General features: G+C 44.4%; 18 protein-coding genes. 5 read left to right on the plus strand and 13 right to left on the minus strand.

What is annotated here, in order from left to right; translation table 11 throughout:
- Window positions 1–3 precede the first annotated feature (3 nt).
- From mukB to cmoM, 4 genes are read right to left on the minus strand one after another with little or no spacing between them, the layout of a single operon-like run.
- Window positions 4–4,458 carry a chromosome partition protein MukB gene (gene mukB / locus OCU56_RS07945; RefSeq protein WP_261872699.1) on the minus strand — a complete coding sequence of 1,485 codons (4,455 nt, stop codon included), beginning with the start codon at window positions 4,456–4,458 and terminating at the stop codon, window positions 4–6.
- The gene (gene mukE, locus OCU56_RS07950; RefSeq protein ID WP_261872700.1) at window positions 4,455–5,147 is read right to left on the minus strand and encodes a chromosome partition protein MukE; all 693 of its coding nucleotides are present in this window, start codon (window positions 5,145–5,147) and stop codon (window positions 4,455–4,457) included. Before mukE ends, mukB begins: the two co-directional genes overlap by 4 nt.
- On the minus strand, window positions 5,128–6,480 hold the full coding sequence (mukF, locus tag OCU56_RS07955; protein ID WP_261872701.1) for a chromosome partition protein MukF: 1,353 nt from the start codon (window positions 6,478–6,480) through the stop codon (window positions 5,128–5,130). The genes mukE and mukF overlap by 20 nt, the downstream gene beginning before the upstream one ends.
- Before the next feature lie 8 nt (window positions 6,481–6,488).
- Window positions 6,489–7,271 carry a tRNA uridine 5-oxyacetic acid(34) methyltransferase CmoM gene (cmoM, locus tag OCU56_RS07960; RefSeq protein WP_261872702.1) on the minus strand — a complete coding sequence of 261 codons (783 nt, stop codon included), beginning with the start codon at window positions 7,269–7,271 and terminating at the stop codon, window positions 6,489–6,491.
- A gap of 178 nt (window positions 7,272–7,449) precedes the next feature.
- On the opposite strand from cmoM, the gene elyC reads away from it, so the two are divergent.
- From elyC to OCU56_RS07985, 5 genes are all read left to right on the plus strand, one after another.
- A complete protein-coding gene (gene elyC / locus OCU56_RS07965; RefSeq protein ID WP_261872703.1) occupies window positions 7,450–8,217 on the plus strand; it encodes an envelope biogenesis factor ElyC in 768 nt (255 codons plus the stop codon).
- Between the two features lie 117 nt (window positions 8,218–8,334).
- On the plus strand, window positions 8,335–8,985 hold the full coding sequence (gene torD / locus OCU56_RS07970) for a molecular chaperone TorD (protein ID WP_261872704.1): 651 nt from the start codon (window positions 8,335–8,337) through the stop codon (window positions 8,983–8,985).
- 140 nt (window positions 8,986–9,125) lie between these two features.
- Window positions 9,126–10,142, plus strand: a complete 1,017-nt coding sequence (purR, locus tag OCU56_RS07975) for an HTH-type transcriptional repressor PurR (RefSeq protein ID WP_261872705.1) — start codon at window positions 9,126–9,128, stop codon at window positions 10,140–10,142.
- Window positions 10,143–10,301: 159 nt separating this feature from the next.
- Window positions 10,302–10,988, plus strand: coding sequence for a TVP38/TMEM64 family protein (locus OCU56_RS07980; RefSeq protein WP_261872706.1), 687 nt, complete (start codon window positions 10,302–10,304; stop codon window positions 10,986–10,988).
- Window positions 10,989–11,225: 237 nt separating this feature from the next.
- Window positions 11,226–11,546 (plus strand): DUF2007 domain-containing protein, encoded by a 321-nt coding sequence (locus tag OCU56_RS07985; protein ID WP_261874793.1) that lies wholly within the window; start codon window positions 11,226–11,228, stop codon window positions 11,544–11,546.
- Here OCU56_RS07985 and OCU56_RS07990 read toward each other — a convergent pair.
- From OCU56_RS07990 to OCU56_RS08030, 9 genes are all read right to left on the minus strand, one after another.
- A complete protein-coding gene (locus OCU56_RS07990) occupies window positions 11,543–12,352 on the minus strand; it encodes an alpha/beta fold hydrolase (RefSeq protein ID WP_261872707.1) in 810 nt (269 codons plus the stop codon). The two genes, OCU56_RS07985 and OCU56_RS07990, sit on opposite strands and share 4 nt — an antisense overlap.
- A gap of 95 nt (window positions 12,353–12,447) precedes the next feature.
- Window positions 12,448–12,999: a DUF3833 domain-containing protein gene (locus OCU56_RS07995; protein ID WP_261872708.1), complete on the minus strand. Its 552-nt coding sequence runs from the start codon at window positions 12,997–12,999 to the stop codon at window positions 12,448–12,450.
- Window positions 12,999–13,577: a hypothetical protein gene (locus OCU56_RS08000; protein WP_261872709.1), complete on the minus strand. Its 579-nt coding sequence runs from the start codon at window positions 13,575–13,577 to the stop codon at window positions 12,999–13,001. The genes OCU56_RS07995 and OCU56_RS08000 overlap by 1 nt, the downstream gene beginning before the upstream one ends.
- On the minus strand, window positions 13,558–14,058 hold the full coding sequence (locus OCU56_RS08005; RefSeq protein ID WP_261872710.1) for a DUF2878 domain-containing protein: 501 nt from the start codon (window positions 14,056–14,058) through the stop codon (window positions 13,558–13,560). Before OCU56_RS08005 ends, OCU56_RS08000 begins: the two co-directional genes overlap by 20 nt.
- Before the next feature lie 34 nt (window positions 14,059–14,092).
- A complete protein-coding gene (locus OCU56_RS08010; protein WP_261872711.1) occupies window positions 14,093–15,367 on the minus strand; it encodes an SAM-dependent methyltransferase in 1,275 nt (424 codons plus the stop codon).
- A 25-nt stretch (window positions 15,368–15,392) separates the two neighbouring features.
- Window positions 15,393–16,127 carry a DUF1365 domain-containing protein gene (locus OCU56_RS08015; protein ID WP_261872712.1) on the minus strand — a complete coding sequence of 245 codons (735 nt, stop codon included), beginning with the start codon at window positions 16,125–16,127 and terminating at the stop codon, window positions 15,393–15,395.
- Complete coding sequence (locus OCU56_RS08020) at window positions 16,124–17,539, minus strand: NAD(P)/FAD-dependent oxidoreductase (RefSeq protein ID WP_261874794.1); 1,416 nt, start codon at window positions 17,537–17,539, stop codon at window positions 16,124–16,126. Before OCU56_RS08020 ends, OCU56_RS08015 begins: the two co-directional genes overlap by 4 nt.
- Window positions 17,539–18,270, minus strand: a complete 732-nt coding sequence (locus tag OCU56_RS08025; protein ID WP_261872713.1) for an SDR family NAD(P)-dependent oxidoreductase — start codon at window positions 18,268–18,270, stop codon at window positions 17,539–17,541. The genes OCU56_RS08020 and OCU56_RS08025 overlap by 1 nt, the downstream gene beginning before the upstream one ends.
- Entirely contained in the window at window positions 18,267–18,689 is a 423-nt protein-coding gene (locus tag OCU56_RS08030; RefSeq protein WP_261872714.1) for a nuclear transport factor 2 family protein, read from the minus strand. Before OCU56_RS08030 ends, OCU56_RS08025 begins: the two co-directional genes overlap by 4 nt.
- Window positions 18,690–18,801 lie beyond the last annotated feature (112 nt).

Raw genomic sequence — 18,801 nt, forward strand, 5'->3', positions numbered from 1 at the left:
CATTTATATCACCTCAGCTTCATCCATCGCTTGGCTATCTAAAGTGTTTTGTGCAAAGCCTCTCAAGCCCACCACATGTACATGCTCGTGATCTTTAAACACTTTACGCACTAACTTATAGGTGGTGCCTTTTTCTGGGCTGATGTTCTCAGGTGCAGCAATAAGTAACTGCATATTTAAACGGTCACACAGTTCAAATAAGGTCGCAATAGACTTCGCATCCAAGCGCGCAGCTTCATCTAAGAACAATAAGCGACATGGCACAATATCTTTGCTGCGCAAACGGCGGGACTCTTCCTCCCAGCTCTGTACCACCATCAATAGAATTGACTGACCAGTACCGATAGCCTCACCCGTTGAAAGAGCGCCAGATTCTGCTTGTAACCACCCTTCTGAGCCACGGTTAACTTCTACGCCCATAGCAAGGTAGTTGCGGTAATCCAGTAATTCTTCGCCCAAAATTTGCGGTGAGCGTTGCCCCATATCAATATGTGGATTCACCCGTTGGAACAGCTTCGCTATCGCTTCTGAGAAGGTAAGACGAGAGTTGTCGAACAATTGCTGATGGGCTTTGTCTGGGTTGGCCAAACTGTCTAGCAAGATTTGATGACTTTCACGAATTTCAACGTTAAGACGCACCCCATTCACCTGACCGAAATGAATATTCGATAAACCTTGGTTAAGGATACGAATACGATTTTGCTCACGCTGAATGGTCTTCTTAATGATACTAGAAACCGACTCAGAGCTGATTGCCAAACGATTCTCACGTTGGTTTAGCTCTTCGGTTAAACGGCCTAGCTCCACTTCCATCTCTTCGATAGCCTCTACAGGATCATCGGTGCGGATAATATCCTGACGAATTCGTTCACGCAGATATTGATACACCGCAATATAGAACAGTACTTTACGTTCAGGGTATGCGGTATCTTCTGATGCGCGCAGTGAATCACGTAAGGAGTCATCATTAGCAACCGCTAAACGAAGCGCACCTAAAGATTTATCTGACATAGAGCGAAGCTCACCCTCAGACAAATACGCCAACTCACGTTTGTGTAGGCGGCGTTCGACATCATGCAATCGCGCCAATTTAAGTACCGAGCACCAACCCGCTTTTGCTGTCACAACAAACGCACGCAGTTCTTTGTACTCTTTTTGTTGTTTTTTCAGAGCTTTGGTTGCACTGCGCAACTCCATTTCGGTTGCGGTAACTGTTTTTTGCATCTGTGCTTGAGTGCTACGAGAGGTCTCGATACGTTGATGCAACGCCTCTTTACGGCTGTGTGCTCGCTGTAAAATCCCCTCATCTAATATCACTCCGGCGTCATTCAGTTCCTGACGAAACTCTTGAACTGTCTCAGATTTGGTTTGATGAGAGCTTTTCAGTGTGGCCAATAACTGATTGTATTGTTGGAACTGTTGCTGAGCCTGTTTAAAGCTCACTCTGGCACGTTCTTTTTCTTGCTCTGCTGTGGTCAGTTTTAATTTAAGCTGTTCGCTTAACTCACTGCTTTTATCCAGCAATTGCACAGAATCGGCGTAAGCAAAGTGCGCTTTACGTCCTAATACATTCGATAGGGCGAAGGTTTTTTGTTTATTTAATTGCAACGCTTTATCTAACGCTTCATATTCCGCTTGCAAGGCATCAAATTGTTCAGGATCGGTGTCTAAAGCGCTGGCAATAGGCTCTAGTTGCTGCAAGATTTTACCAAAGCGGTCTAAATAGCGTTTACTTTCATTAAGCTGTTGCAGTTTTGTGGCCACTTCTTCGACCCGCTCAGCTAAGGTCTCATCGTCTACAAGATGCAGATATGGCGAGATCTTATCTAATGCGGCCAGGGCTTTCTTACCTTTAGCAAGTGCCTGTTTATGCTCGGTTTCTGCGGTTTGCAACTTAGAAAGCTGCTCTAAAAGCGTGTTACGTTGACTGCGAAGTGAGTGGATACTTTGCTCAGGATCGTCTTCAAAAGCAACTTGTGCATGATGGGCAACAAAATCATTAAAGGCTTGGTATAAACGCTGCGCTTTTTGCGCATCAAATGACGCTTTGGCGTAATCTTCAACGATCTGATCACGCTGTTCACGTAAGATCTCTAAACGAGATTCACGGGCGGCGCGACCAAATAATGGCACTTTAGGGAAACGAGAAAAACGCAGTTGCTGCTCGCTCACTTGAACGCACACCGCCCCTGCAAACTCTTCCACTTCAAACTGGCTGTCATCAAAGGCGTCCACATCCCCTTCAAGGATGTACACATCGTCTGGGCAGTCATCAAACTCCACCAAGCGCTCTTTGATTCCGCTCATATCAGACACCACAATGGCGTGACGGGCAGGACCATACATAGCACTGAAATACGGAGCATCTTCTAATGTGATGTCATCGTAAATCTCCGAAAGCAGAACGCCACCGACACTGTCAGCCAAAGCTTTAAGGCGAGCGTCATTCGCCCCCCCTGGGGCTGCAAGAGCTTCAATTTCTTTTTCAATGTCTGTGCGACGCAGTGCTAAAGCATCTTTATTGGAAAGTAACGACTTTTCTGTTTCCAGCACTTGTTGCATGGTGGCCATGACCGATTGCGCATCGGTTAGGGAGACCTCTGTTTGCTCACTGATCTGAGTTAACGCATCATTAGCTTTAATCCATTTTGGCGCAATGGACTCGAAACGTTGAATATCACTAACGATTTGCTTTTCATTGCGGCGCATTTCCATCAAGCTTTCACGGCCAGATTCTATACTTTGCTCTGCCGTTTCAATCACTTGTGATTGACGTTCGTACTCAACTTCTAAATCCGCTTCGTCCATGATCTGACTGGCAAATTGTTGCTGATACTCCGCCAGTTGTCCTTGCACGCTTTTTTGCTTGGTTAACGCTTTGCTCATCTCTTGTTGCTGAGACTGCCAGTGACTTAACTGTTGAACATCGTTATTGGCCGCCACCGCTTTAGCCAAGGCGCTCTTAGCAAAACGGGCTGCCTCACTGCGAGAGCAATCCGCATCTAATTGTTTCACCAAATCAAAGGCGCGATTAAACTGCTGAGCACTGGCCGAGTTAAGATCTAGCTTGTGTTTCAGTGACAATATATGCGCAGTTTGCGATTGCTGTTCTGTACCAAGTTGCGTAATCAGTGCAGGAATAGCATCCACACTGTCAATGTCTAAACCACATAGCTCACGTGTCTCTTGTAGCGCTTTTATGGCTTGTTGATATTGCAGAGCTCGAGTTTGCTGAACATCTAGCGCTTGTTGATAATCGGCAAGTTGCGATTTCAGACTATCCACTTCTTGTTCGGTTAATTCACTTTGCTCTTCGGCAGCCATTAACCGCTCTTGGGCTTCTTCCACCACCATGACTTGCTCTTCAAGGCGCTCACTCAGCTCAATCAAATCCTCTTCATAGCGAGCAATTTTTTGTTGCTGTTGCAAAGCACTTTGCACTAATTGCAAGTAATCGGATGCCGATTGATGATCTTGCTCTAGAGCCGAATATTCATCGACAATGGCGTTTAGCTGCTGCTGGGTGGTATTGAGTAGCGTATTGTTGTCTAAAATTTGCTGGCGATTATTAAATAGCTCCGCGCGCAATCCCAATGTCGCCTCTAACTTAGTGCGGCGTTGATTGGCGTGGCGCATGTAATCGGCAGCCACATAACTGGTGGACTCGGTAAGCAAGTGCTTAAACAAGTCTCTATCTGCTTGGGTATTTTTGATCGCTTCAAGGGTGATGCGGTTCTCGCGAAGCGCCGATTCCATATCTTGGAACGCTTTTTTCACGCCACCATTTTGTGGCAGTAAGTAGTCACGCAGTGAACGGGTAATGGTGCTGGAAATGCCCCCGTACAGCGACGCTTCAATCAGGCGATAGAACTTAGAGCGATCACTTGAGTTACGCAATTTTTTTGGCACCACGCCAAAATCAAACATTTGTGCATGGTAATCAGTAATCGAGTTAAACGCTTTAAATTGCGCTCCTTCAATTTGGGCAACGCGCTCTTTCACATCATTTAACTGACAAACTTTGGCTTGTGTTTCATTGATGGTTTCAATGAACAACTGCGCCGCTTTCATCGAGCTTGGCAGTCCTTGAATTAAGAAAGGTTTAATGTCCACTTTCTTATCGCGACCCGCGATTTGTTGTAATTTAACCGCAAACACTAAGCGTTGATTTCGTGAGTTAACCACTTCTAGTGCGGCATAACACACTCCAGGCTGTAGCTTGCCGTACAAGCCTTTATCGCGCGAGGCTTGTGAGCTACCCGCCTCAGTGGTGTTGCGAAAGTGCAATAAGCTTTGGTCTGGGATCAAGGTAGTAATAAATGCCGCCATTGTGGTGGATTTACCCGCACCGTTACCGCCCGATAACGTGGTGACAAGACCATCGATGTCAAAAGTACGTGCGAAAAAGCCGTTCCAGTTAACCATCGTCAGTGATTGATATTTACCTCTTTCAATCATGCTTGTTCCTCATTTTTGGATTCTTCCAGCAAGCTGCCTTGTTGCATATCTTCTGCCGGTACGGCTTCACCGTCTCTAATTAGGCGCATTTGCGCTTGTTGTACGTCATCGCCAACGCGAACATCCGCGCCAAAGCGAAATACTGCTTCACTGATACGAAACTTATCCCCTTCGCCAATGGGTAATAACATGCCCAGTCGTTTTAAACGGCGTAAAGAAGTACGCACTTTTTCATACAGTTTTTCTTTATCTAAATCCGTACCTGTGGCTTTATGGGTGACAAACTTCATCAGTGTGCTGTGATCCGCAATCGCCACCAGTTCGTCAAACATTTCTTGGTTGCTAAAAATACCTTCTTGGGCCAAACGTTCTGGGCTTAGGTATAAGAAACACAACACTTTACCCACCAGCATATCCAACTCAGAAAGAACACTGCGGCTGATTAATGTGGTGGAGCGAGGACGTAAGTAAAAGAAGCCTTCGGGGGCTTTCACTAACTCAGTGTTATATCGTTGATAAAACAGCATTAAGTCGGTTTCAAAATCGCACAACAGTGCATGGTTATCCATATCATCTTGTGTGATATGACGACCTGAGCGAAGCAAGCTATCTAACGCTGGAAACAGCGGATTGGCTATCGCTCGAACCAGATTATCTGGCATATACGTATCAGAATTTATTGATGACATTCGCTTGTACCTTTGCGCCATAGTCGTTAATTGATTGCCAGTCTGGCTGTATCGCTGCGTAGTCTTGCTCGGAGTAACCCAGTTTCACCGCTTGATCGACCACTAGTCGAGCCAAATCAAAATGGCTGCCTTTGGCGTGCTTAGCCAGATACTCTCTTAGCACGGCACCAAGATCGATTTTTGCCCCATGCTGTTTATGGCTTTGTAACATGGCTTTGACTTGTTCAGCCAACTCGTTGGTCACCTGTTGCATCTCTTGATATTCCACCTCAGGAGGTAGGACACCGAGCGCTTCATCGTTACTCAACACCATAGATTCATCTCTGAGATCGCGCAGGCGTTCCGCATCGGCAAAGGTTAATAACCAGCCATGAGAACCAAAATCTTTGATGGATTGACGCAGCCTTTGACTGAACGCTCTATTCTTATCCATATCGATTGCGGTACGGATGAACTTATGCACATGGCGGTCATAACCGATCCACAAATCAATGGACTGCTGTCCCCAGCTAATGATGCGATCCAGTTTAATTTGCAAACTAAACAGTACCGCATCGATATAATCCAGTTCGTCGTTGCCGTACACCAGTTGTTGTAAGGTCAATAGCTGAGATTGCAGTTCATCTCCCGCGGCCTGTAATGAGGATTGCAACTCAGTCAGTGTATTGGAGGTGGCCGACAGCAAGGTTTCACAGTGGTGAATCGCTTCGCGCCAATCTTGGTTTAGCAGCTCCGCAATTTCCGCCTTAACTTGATGTTGCTCTTCATCCATCACTCTTTGGTTGAGATCAATTTGATCAAAGATTTCAGCCACTGAGTATTTTAAGGAGCCGTAAACGTCTTTACGCCATCCTTCTATAGAAGGGGCTTTTTCAGCCGTTTCCACTACAGATGCCAGTTCCTTGCCCACTAAAATCAATTGAATGGACAGCTTCAGTTTAGAAAACTGACGGTGACGTAAATAATAATCGGTGATCCCTACCGCTAAAGGGGACAGACGATAAATACTATTCCCCTCTTGCCCTTCACTGGTAAAGCGGCTTAGCAGTCTTTGTGCGACTAAGCTATTGATGGCGTTGTTGGCTTTAAACGCATTTTGCGCGCCCGGTGTAACACCATTAAATTCTCGTTGTACAATGGCGAATGCGTCATGCAATTCGCCCTCGGCCAACTCCTCATCAAAGCGCTCTTGGCTTAACAAGGCTATCGCTACCAAAAAGCTTAAATGTTCGCTGTTTAAATTGAGGGAGAAATCGTGCTGTTTAACCCAGCCCACCAGCTCATCGACCGTGACCTGCTCGTTTTGTTGCCCTTCTTGGGAGACTTGATTCATTCAGTTCTCTACTGTTTCTTTTGAACCCAAACATGGATATACCTTCCTAATGAAAGGTAAGGTTCTGTTCTGCATAATTGCCGTTCAAGCTGCATGACATCTTGTTGGCTATAGTCACCCACATATTGGGTAAATCCGATATAGTCATTAAAGGCGCGTATTCCTGATTTTCCGCATATGGATAATCCTACGTCCTCTAGCCATTGATAGACATCATAAGGTAGCAAACCTTTTTGCGGCTGCAACTTAAAGCGTTTACGATACGGCATTCCTTGTAACACGTGCGGTATATTGCCACATATAACATTTTTCATCACCAATCCATGGTGGTTATAAAACATAATAGATGCCATGCCGCCTTGTGCCATATGGCTCATTAATGTTTGTAGCGCTTCTTTTGGAGAGGCTAACCATTCCATCACAGCATGAAATAATATCAAATCTACTGGCTGCTCAAGATGCTGATGAAGCTCTTGAATTGGTGCATGAATAAATTGATACTGAGCTAACAAGCCTTTACGGGCAATCTCTTGCTGAGCCAATAACAGCATTTCTTTTGACACATCACACAATATTATTTTGTGTCCAAGCTCGGCCAACTTTTGTGACATTTGAGCTAAACCTCCTCCTGCATCTAGTACAGTAAGAGGCTTTGTGTGACCATTTAGTTGGTAAAGAATTTGCTGTAAATCCTCCCAAACGATAGTCTGACGTATACTTCCCTTATCTGAGCCATAAATATTTTCGGCAAATTTGTGGGCAATATCGTCGAAATTACGATCTTGTATCACTTTTATTTAGGGTATGATGTTATTTAAGTGTGTTTCGTATTGTGTCACAAGGGCGTCAATAATAAAGGATAACGATCAATTTGCTTTATTGATTGACTAAAAAACAGTCCAAATTCATGCCTTTTTTCTCGTGACCCAATTTACACCCCACCTAACTTAGGAAATAGTTTACTCCAACATGTTTGCACTCAAAAAAATTGTTTCAGCCTTTCTTATGCCACTCCCTGCTATGCTACTTATTGGCTTTTTGGGCTTGGCATTAATTATGTTTACCCGAAAACATAAATCGGGTTGTATCTTTATTTTTATTTCTCTAGCTTCCATTTTTGCGATCTCTTTTCAGCCAATTTCTAGTGGATTATTAAAACCACTAGAAAGAAAATACAGTGCTTTTCTACCACCAACACAGAGCTTAGATTATGTTATGGTGCTCGGTAGTGGACATGTGGTTGACCCGCAAATTCCCCCCACCTCAGAATTGAGCCGTACAGCCATGATGCGTCTCAGTGAGGGGATTCGTGTGCTACGTATGTACCCGGGTGCGAAATTGATTTTATCCGGCTACTCGGGTGGCACAGAGATCAGTCAAGCAAGAATGATGGCGACGGTAGCGCTCGCTTTAGGGGTGGCGAAATCCGATATCATCTTACTCGAAACGGCGCAGGATACATGGCAAGAAGCCAGACAAGCAGCGAAATTTGTTGGTCAAAAAAGCATGGCATTAGTTACCTCTGCCAGCCATATGGAACGTGCATTACATGAATTTCATTCTGCAGGTTTACAGCCTCTGCCCGCTCCCACTAACTATTTAGCTCAATCCCACATTGTGCAGCCTTGGCAAAAATACACACCGCAAGCCCGTTACCTAGAACAAACCGAACGTTACTGGCACGAAACGATGGGGCAATGGTGGCAACGTTTGAGAAATTTAGCCAATGGTGAGTAATGCACTCACCTTTTGCTTCATTGCGCACATTTTAATTAATATTCATCTCACTCACATAGTAAAGATGACCTAAGCTACTATTCTTTATAGTAATTAAAATGAAATTGTGGTGCGTTTATGCAAGAAGTTAAGCAGTTCAACGAGCAACGAGCAGAGATCTACTGGTGGTTTTCCAGCCTTTTTTCTAAGGAACTAACAGAGCAAGATTTGCAGGCTTATCAATCTTCTGCTGTGCGTGGCTTTCTTGCCGGTTTAGGTGAGAATCCACAACTTAGTGAGGCGGTGGAGGCTTTAGTGGATGCCTTTGACCGACTACAACAGCGTGAAGATGCGCAATTAGAATTGTCCGCCGACTTTTGTAATCTGTTTCTCACCTCAGATAAATACGCCGCCTTACCTTATGCCTCTCTCTATCTTGAAGAAAACAAGCTACTTAACGGCAAGCCTGCACAAGACATGACGCAATTAATGTTAAATAAAGGCATTAAGGTAGATGGTCACTTCAATGAACCCGCTGATCATTTAGCCATTGAGTTGGATTTTCTAGGCAATCTTATTATTCGTTGTAATGCCCTAGAAAAAGAGTCGCATATGGAAGCGGCCCTGGCAGAGCAAAAAGCCTTAATTGAGCAACACCTCTTAACCTGGATACCCCAGTTTTCTGCTGACTGTAAACGCTATGATGAATTTGGTTTTTATGCGGCCGTATCCGTATTACTAGTGAATTTTTGCAAAATTGACTGCCACTATCTTGCTAATGAGACATAGATTCCAAATATATTCATAAATCCATTGTCAGTGGCCATATTTATGGCTAGACTCCCCCTCCGCGCAATCGTTTGCTGAGTGAAGGATCGCACAGTTTAATTTATGTTTATTGCATCCATCTTTTATTAACAAGGTAACGCATGGCAACCATCAAAGACGTCGCTAAACTTGCAGGGGTTTCTACCACCACAGTTTCTCACGTTATTAATAAAACACGCTTTGTGGCCGAAGCAACTCAGCAACGAGTGATGGAAGCCGTAAAAAACCTAAATTACGCCCCAAGTGCCGTTGCTCGTAGTCTAAAATGCAATAGCACACGAACTATTGGCATGTTAGTGACTCAATCCACTAACCCTTTCTTTGCCGAAGTGGTCGACGGCGTTGAAAGTTACTGTTACCGCCAAGGTTACACTCTTATTTTGTGTAATACCGGTGGGCTATACGAAAAGCAACGTGATTATATTCGTATGTTAGCGGAGAAGCGCGTCGACGGTATTTTAGTGATGTGTTCTGACTTAACCGAAGAGTTGCGTCAAATGCTCGACTCTCACCCTAACATCCCAAAAGTGGTTATGGACTGGGGACCGGAGTCTTCCTCGGCAGATAAAATCATTGATAACTCTGAAGAAGGGGGGTATTTAGCCACTAAATACTTAGTTAACAATGGTCACCATAAAATTGCCTGCCTGACTGGACAAGCTGAGAAACTGGCCTGTATTGAGCGCATTTCTGGCTACAAAAGAGCGTTAGCTGAAGCCAATATCCCATTTAATGAAAAACTCATTTTTGAAGGTAACTTTGAATGTGATACGGCTGTAGAAGCGGCCGATAAACTGGTAGCAATGTCTAAAGAAGAGCGTCCCACCTCTATTTTTTGCTTCAATGATATTATGGCGTTAGGCTTGATCAGTCGTCTAAGACAACACAATATCGACATTCCCGAAGATATTTCGGTCATTGGCTACGATAACATCGATCTTGCGGCTTACTTCTCACCACCATTAACCACCATACATCAGCCCAAACGCCGTGTGGGTAAAACCGCCTTTGAGATCCTGTTAGAGCGCATTAAAAATAAAGAGCATGAGCGTCGCATCTTTGAAATGCACCCAGAGCTAATTGAAAGAGCCAGTGTCAAAAACCTCAATAACGACTAGGCCAGCAAGGTAGCAAACCTCTTACGATCGGCAACCTCTTGGTTGTCGATTTTTTTTATTACTAAAAAGCGCTATAGGCCCACTTTTTTCCATCACAGTGAAAGTTTTAGTTTCGTCAACGTGTCTCTATACTTATTGCATAACAATAAGAGCTCACACATGAATAAGAAATTGATAATAGGACTAATTTTAGTCTGTGCCATCGTACTTTTGGCCGTCAACTTTGGCCAACACTTCACTTTAGAAAACGCTAAAGCGCAACAACTCGCCCTAAATAGCCACATAGCTGAACACTTCTTGTTATCCGCCACACTGTACTTTATCGGCTATGTGTTTATCACCGCTTTTTCCATCCCTGGAGCGGCCGTTGTCACTCTGCTTGGCGCGGCCTTATTTGGCTTTTGGAGTAGCTTATTGTTAGTGTCGTTTGCCAGCACAATTGGCGCAACTTTGGCGTTTTTAAGCAGTCGTTATTTGCTTCGAGACTGGGTGCAAGCGAAGTTTGGGTCAAAACTTGCGACCATCAATAACGGGGTAGAGAAAGATGGGGCCTTTTACCTCTTTTCTTTACGTCTTATCCCAGTATTTCCTTTTTTCTTAATCAATCTATTGATGGGGTTAACACCTATTTCTGTTGCCAAGTTCTATGTGGTCAGCCAATTAGGAATGTTAGCGGGTACTATGGTTTACCTCAACGCCGGTACGCAACTAGCCGAAATTGACAGCCTTTCCGGTATCGTATCCCCTACTGTGTTAGCCTCATTTGCGTTATTGGGTTTATTCCCGCTAATTGCGAAATGGGTCATGGCAAAACTGCGCCCACACAATAGTTCAACCACCGTATAATCCCCATCACCGTAATTCATAGATGATGCGGGCAATGACTTACGGTGAGCACAATGCCACCGTAGTCAATCATACCAAGTAAGTTGTCAGAAATAGCGTAGGAAAAATGCTCGAAAACAAAGCGGAATATTTCGATAAGTCGTTATTCTACTATCAAAAATTCTAACGCAGTTCTCGAGTATGTTAACAATCTAGAATGACCATTTATTGAGTACGATTGGTACCACTAGGATAGAAATAAAAATATTTATTGCGCAAAACCCACCGCAAGCTCATATCATGCGTGAGCTATTACTGAGTTATAATATTGAAACTGAGGTACGTGGCGAAGGAATGTTTGGTTTACAAGGAGAACTGCCTATGGACGATTCTACCTTGCCTTATCTATGGTTGCTTACGCCGCATCAGCACACACAAGCTAAAACCATTATTGCCGAGTTTGAACAACTGCATCAGCAAATCGCTTCGCAAAAATGGCGCTGTATCGAATGTGATGAGATTAATGAAGGTCAGTTTGCTCTTTGCTGGCAATGTGGCAGCAATAGACCAGAAGATTAAGCCAAAGCCTGAATAAATGAGATTGAACGCTGATTAAACTCTTGTGGTCTTTCCACATTGCACACATGGCCACAATCTGCAATTTCCACCAATTGGCTGTTTTTGTGCGCCAACACCATCTCTTTCACTGGTTTAATGAACATATAGTCTTTGTCGCCCATCAAATAAAGAGTGGGGATATTAAGCTCTTTATCTTTAAAATATTTCATTAACGGGTTCACGTCTGCCGCCAATTTAAACCAACGCTTAAATTCTTTCTGGCACAGCTTTCGAGCTTCGCGCACAAACATCAGTCGAGACTCTAATTGGCCTTTTTGTGGCATCACTATCCATGCAAATAAACGATAGAGCCACATATAAGGGATGATATTCTTACACAAATTGCCCAATTTCATTAAGATTTGTGAACGGGTATTAAACCGCGTCACCGCGCCACCTAACACCATGGAGTCCACGCGATCCGATGCCATTTCTGCCAATGTACGCACAATAATTGTCCCTAAAGACATGCCAACAAAGTGCGCTGACTTAATGCTTAAATGATCAAGCACATGCAAAATATCATTGGTCACTGATTCAAATGTGTAACGTTTACTAATAATATCCTTAAACAAGGTATTTGACTTGCCGTGCCCACGTAAATCAATGAGCAAAATATTGAAATGCTCTTTATACGCTTTTATCTGTTTAAACCAGATAGACGAACTGCCACCCGCCCCATGCACAAATACCACCCACTGTTTAGAGTCACTATGGCGGTAGGTTTTATGAAATAAAATTGGGTTGGATTGAGCCGTTGCAGTCATTAATAATACGTATCATAAATATATGTATGCAGATGATAACACAAATGCACGGAACTCAAATTGGACTCTACTCTCATTTTGTAACAAACGTTGATTTAGGGCTGTGAATGCTTTTGAAAGAACAAGGTTAAGCGGCCAAACTCAATCCCTAGCTTGCGAATGGAAGTGACATTAAATACATGCTCATTGTCTTGTCGATATAACCAGTCATCAAAATGCACCATCACGCTAGAATCCCCTCTTGGCAGAGCAAAATCATAACGCCAATGCAAGGCATTGCCCACTTCCCTTCCCTGTGCCACGCCCACTACATCGTCTGCGCGACCTTCATAAGAGCCATCCGCTAAGCGAGTAATGCGCCAAATACGCGTTGTATTTTCGCCATCGGCAAATACAAAATCTTCATGGAGGGTTAAGGTGTCTCCCTCTACCTGCCCATGTAACGCCACTTCAAAGCGTCGCGTTTGTTTTCCGCTGCGGTCTTGCACCATGCCCCATGCCGTTACATGACCTGAGAAGTAGCCGAACAAATCAAACTGTGGCGTCTGCTTTTGATACTCATTTAAATGGGCACCGCAGCCCACCAGCGTCACTATCGCCAGCAGGGCAAATAAAAAACCGCGCACTTTCCTGCCTAGTCTGTTCATTATTGCGCCATCCCTATTAATTGCTTTCTCTGTTTTGGATATTCTGTATTCGGTGACAGCCAAATAGCCAAAAACGCATCGTTTAGCGCTTCATCATCAATGTGACCACGCATTTCTGTGACGCCATCATTACGAATATAAATAAATGCTCCCCCCTGACCGTCGCTGATATACACCAACTGTTCGCCATTGGCCACATCTGGATAAATGCCCCCTAAACGTCGAGCCCACGGTTGCCATTGATCTTGCCCATAACCTAAGTGTTGCCATTGTTTTTTGGTTTCTTTTAATAAATGTTGTTTTGAAATGTCTCGCTCATAGGTAATGGATAACGCCAGTGGATGAGGGGTAATATCCACACCCACTTGATAGCGACCTTGTGGCGCACGCAACTCTGAAGTGTAAATATCAAAAAACAGCACGTTTAAATCGGCCTTACCTACGGTAGGCCATTGAGCCCACTGTTGCGTCTGTTGACCGATGGTGTTTGGCTGAGCCATAGAAGAAGTAGAGGTGAAAAAAGTACTGAGCATAACAACAGCGCTTCCAATAACAACATTAATCTGAATTTTGCTCATGATCCAATCCCTTACCTTGCTTTTGTAACACGTTTAGGGAGTAAATCATCGCAGTCAGTAAGCAAAACCATTCAACAAACACTATCACCAAGGTAATAACTGTTGAGTAGGGCCAATGTACCGCTGCAAACTTCAGTCCAGCATAATAACTGCCGGCGGCTCCCAACGCTCCTACTATACATACGATAAACTTAGGGAAATGGGTCAAAATGGTGCGCATTTGATAGGCATACCAAACAAAAATACCCCATAACAACAGCAACCACAGCGGCAACCATGGGGTTGGAAAAATAAATAACCCTGTGTATTGATTAAAGGAATCCAACACTATGCCACATAGCACAAAGCCCACCAGCCACCTAAGGTGAATGTCACGCTGCCAATAAGAAAACACCACGCTAGCTACAACCGCGATAACTAACCAAACTTGAGTGCTCTCTTGACCCAGCACAGCTAAAAACCACAACAGCTGAAACCACACTGATTTCACCAACAAGGGCTTATTCATCATCGGCCTATTGTGGGTTTCTAAATGTAAGGTGCACCGTGCTAATACGTTGGGCTAAAAAGCCGCCTTCACAATAACAAAGGTAATAGCGCCACATGCGCATAAATCGCTCATCATAGCCTAAAGTGGCAAGCTCTTTTTCTGCCTGATTAAAGCGATGTAACCACTCCCTTAGGGTGCGAGCGTAGTCCATGCCTATATCATGCAGATCGTGTAATACTAATTGGCTGTGCTGGGTGGTTTGTTGTAACAGATGAGTCACGGAAGGGAGAAATCCGCCAGGGAAAATGTACTTTTGGATAAAGTCGACACTGTTGCAGTAAGCGTCGAAACGCTGATCGGCAATAGTGATGGCCTGAATGGCCATAATAGCCCCTGGCTTCAATAGTCGTTGGCAGGTGGTGATGTATGAGGGCAGATACGCCTTCCCTACTGCCTCTATCATTTCAATAGAAACTAGCTTGTCGTATTGCCTTTCTAAGTCTCGATAGTCTTTCTTTAATAAGGTAATACGCTGCGAAAGCCCCGCCTGTTCTACTTTTTGTTTCGCATAGCTAAACTGTTCTTCGGAAATGGTGGTGGTGGTCACGCGGCAACCGTATGTTTGCGCCATATAGATGGCCATAGCGCCCCATCCAGTACCGATTTCTATTACATGATCTTCAGCCTTTAGCTGTAATTGTTGACACAATCGGTCCATTTTATTTATTTGTGCTTGCTCTAGTGTGTCGTCGTCTTGGTGATAGAGCGCGGCGGAATAAAGCATGTTACTGTCCAAAAAACGCGTGTATAACTGATTGCCTAAATCATAATGGGCACCAATATTTTTTTTCGAATTGGCGTGCGTGTTGCGGTTTAACCAATGCCCAGCTTTATACGCCCAGCGTTTAAGCACACTTTGCTTGCTACTCATGCCATCCAAAGTATTCAGATTACGGGCCATAAACTCCATCACCGCCGTCAAGTCACAACTTTCCCACATTCCGTCAATATAGGCTTCCCCTGCGGCGATACTTCCACCACTGAGCAGTCGCGTATAAAAATCTGGGTGCAGTATTTCAATACTGGCATGAAACGGGTGACGGCTAAGGCCAAACTCTTGTAACGAAACCTGACTATCAAATCGCTCTATGAGGGTAAGTGAGCCATAACTCACATTGTGCAGATAATTAAAAATTAAAGCACGAGCGGAGCGTTGCCAAGGTGAGAGCATCTTTTCAATGGCGGGATTGTTGTGCAGAACGCCCTGCTTTGCGATCAATAAGGACTTAGTGTTGTGCATAATGAAAAGCCTCCTGCTTTACCTATTATTTATGTTTCGCTGGGTGCGCGTATAGCGGCACTTTCTTTAACCATAACTTCAGCGCATGCCAGTAAATGCCTACTATCATTTTTACTGCCATTATTGGCGTAGAGATCAATTGTTTAATTAAATTTTTACTGGTAAATGGATAACCTTTCATCATCAATGTGGCATCAAACTCCTTTGTCTGCCGATGACACTCTAGATGAACCAGTAAACGGCGCGATAGTGGCTTGAGCTTCCAAACATACTGTTGCTGTAACGGGTTAAACGGTGACACATGAAATTGCTTCTCATGCTGCCAATTTTCACTGTTGATTCCCGGTTGCGCACTAATGGCATAGTAGTGACGTTCATTCCAAGGCGTGTTACTCACCTCCGCTAATAATGTGCGCCATTGCCCTTTGTCATCATAAACATAGTAGAAATTCACTGGACTAAAATAGAGACCTAAATACCTAAGGTGCACCACAGCCAAAACCTTGCCGCTATAACTCTCCCCTGTCAGTTGCAACACTTTGCGTTGCACCGCACTTTTAAGGCATCCCTCTCCCACGTAATCGGCGCGACGAAAGCGCGCCCAGTGCCACCACCTTTGGCCAAAGCCCCATACCGTTTGTTGCAGTGTTTCCATCTCATCCAGATCAATGCACGGCATAAATATGGGATAGTTCAGATCATGTTTCACGGGGGTAAAGCGGCGATGCCTTACCTCACCTAGCATCAGGGCACTCTTCATGCGGCGCCCTGTTGCGGCTTAGCTGCCTGTGGTTTAGCTGCCTGTGGTTTAGTTGCCCGTGGTTTCGTTGACAGTGGTTTAGTTGCAGACGATGATTGGGATTGGCTTAAGGTCTTTTTACTGACCTGAGTTAAATGAGAAGCAATAGGGTCACCGCAGGTTAACCCCTCAATGCCCTTCACCACATTCAGTGCACTGACCACGCCATCTTCGTGAAATCCATTTCTCCAATATGCGCCACAAAACCAGCTGTTGTTTTTCCCCTGTAATTCATGGGCACGTTGCTGCGCGGCTATCGACGGCAAGCTAAACACTGGATGATCATAAATAAAGGTCTTTAATACCTTTTGTTTATTGATATTAGCGCCATTGTTGAGGGAGACACAAAAGGTGTGCGGTGATCGAATATGTTGCAGGATATTCATGTTATATGTCAGCGTTGGCTGCTTGTGCTGTTGGTTGTGGCCCCCTTCAATGTAGTAATTCCAAGAAGCCCACGCTTTAGACCGTTTTGGTAGCCATTGTTCATCGGTATGTAAAATCACTTCATTGGCTTGATAGCGCATACAGCCAAGAATGTCATTCTCCACCGCGGTGCTTTCTTCTCCAAGGATCTTCAGTGCTTGGTCACTATGACAGGCAAAAATCACTTGGTCGAAGCTCTGCCACTCCCCGTTCACCTGCAACTTGATACCAGCTGAGGTCCTTTGCACTTTTTCAACGGCACTGCGTAACTGAATGTTATCGGCAAAGCCTCGGCATAAAGGCTCAATATAGGCACGCGATCCCCCTTCAATGACATACCATTGTGGCCTGTTTTTGATGTCTAATAAGCCGTGATTTAAAAAAAAGCGTAAGAAAAAAGTCAACGGGAAAGCGCGCATGTCTGCCAATGTGGATGACCAAATGGCAGCCCCCATGGGTAAGATGTAGTTTTCGCTAAAATAATCACTAAACTGGTGCTGCTGTAAAAATGTACCCAATGTTTGATCATTAACAGACTCGTCGGCCACTACGGTTTTTGCTAGCTTATTAAAGCGAATTATCTCTCTAATAAAGGCATAAAACTTAGGGTTAAACCAGTTTCGTTTTTGCGCAAATAAATGGCTCAGTCCGTGGCCATTGTATTCCAAACCATTACCATCATTGCGCACGCTAAAGCTCATTTGCGTCGCTCTGCCCTTAACCCCAATTTCATTCATCATCTGTATAAAATTAGGGTAGGTTCTGTCGTTATAGACAATAAACCCCGTATCCACACTGTAGGACACCCCTTCCACTACAACATCCACGGTAGCGGTATGCCCACCAATATAGTCGTTAGCTTCAAAAAGGGTGACATCATGTTGCTGGTGTAGACGATATGCGCAAGTTAAACCGGAAATACCTGTGCCAATAATTGCTATTTTCATCACTGTTTATCCTTAATCAGTTTTTTGGCCAAACCCTGCTGTATTGAGTAGGGTAAACTGCCCAAAAGCCTTAATATCCAAGTAAAGCGTTTCGGAAAATAAATGTGCGATTTGCCTAAACTTATGCCGTGCTTAATCGCCTTTGATGCCTCTTTTACTGTTACCATCATTGGCATTGGAAAATCATTTTTATCCGTTAATGGTGTTTTCACAAAGCCAGGAAAAACTGTGCTAACTTTAATCCCTTTGTGCGCCAAATCTATGGCCAGTGTGCGCGCTAAATAACTCACCGCCGCTTTAGAAGCGCCATAGGCCTCAGCTCTTGGTAAAGCCATCTCACTGGCGATAGAACCCACTATCACCAAATGATCTTTAGGGGCAAAATTCCCCTGAGCCCCTTCTATACAATTGGCTAATCCTACGACGTTAATGGCAAACACCCTTTGTATCAGCGACGCGTCCATCACCCCATTATTGAGATATTCGCAATCCCCAGCATTAAACAGCCAAGTTGTGGGCTTAGGATCAAGTTTGTCTAAGGCCACTTTACACGAGGCTAAATCGGTAATATCAAATTGCAAAGGCATCACGTTTTCACTCATAGTACTGAGCGTTTGCAATTGGGCTGCATTACGGCCACAGGCATACACTTGCCACCCCTCATTGGCATAGTCTCTCGCCAACTGTTCACCTATGCCGGAGGTGGCGCCGGTAATTAGAATCGTCTTCATGCTTGACCTAACCGTTTTTTGATAGCTCTAATCACGCTGCCCAATACCGGCAGGTGTTCATAGAGCATTTCACCCATATCAAAATAATCACGATGATGAATAATTTTGCCTCGGCGGAACTTAATATGACTGACCCCCTGCACGGCCACATCTTTACCACGGTTGAGCTTTGGGTGACGTAAATACATAGTCCAGATAATAAAGCCACTGTCGTCCACTTGATGTTGGCTTTTAATGTCAAAGCGGCAATCAATGACATTTTGGTACAAGGTATGAAAATATTGAGACAAGGCATCCCAACCATTGAGGGTGTGCGCCGAATCCTCAAATACCACGTCTTGATGGTAGATCTGAGCCAGATCTTGCAAGGTCTCTTTACTCAGTTTTTGGTATACGTCCGCGACGTTATCGATATCCATGATCCATTCCCTAATAGCTATGACAGACATTCCCTTCCTGCCGGGCTGATGCTAATCGTTATCCGTTTTCGATTGGCTCAATAACACCTTAATTGACTTAGAGCTGTACCAA

This window comes from Vibrio rarus, assembly GCF_024347075.1.
Classification (GTDB): Bacteria; Pseudomonadota; Gammaproteobacteria; order Enterobacterales; family Vibrionaceae; genus Vibrio; species Vibrio rarus.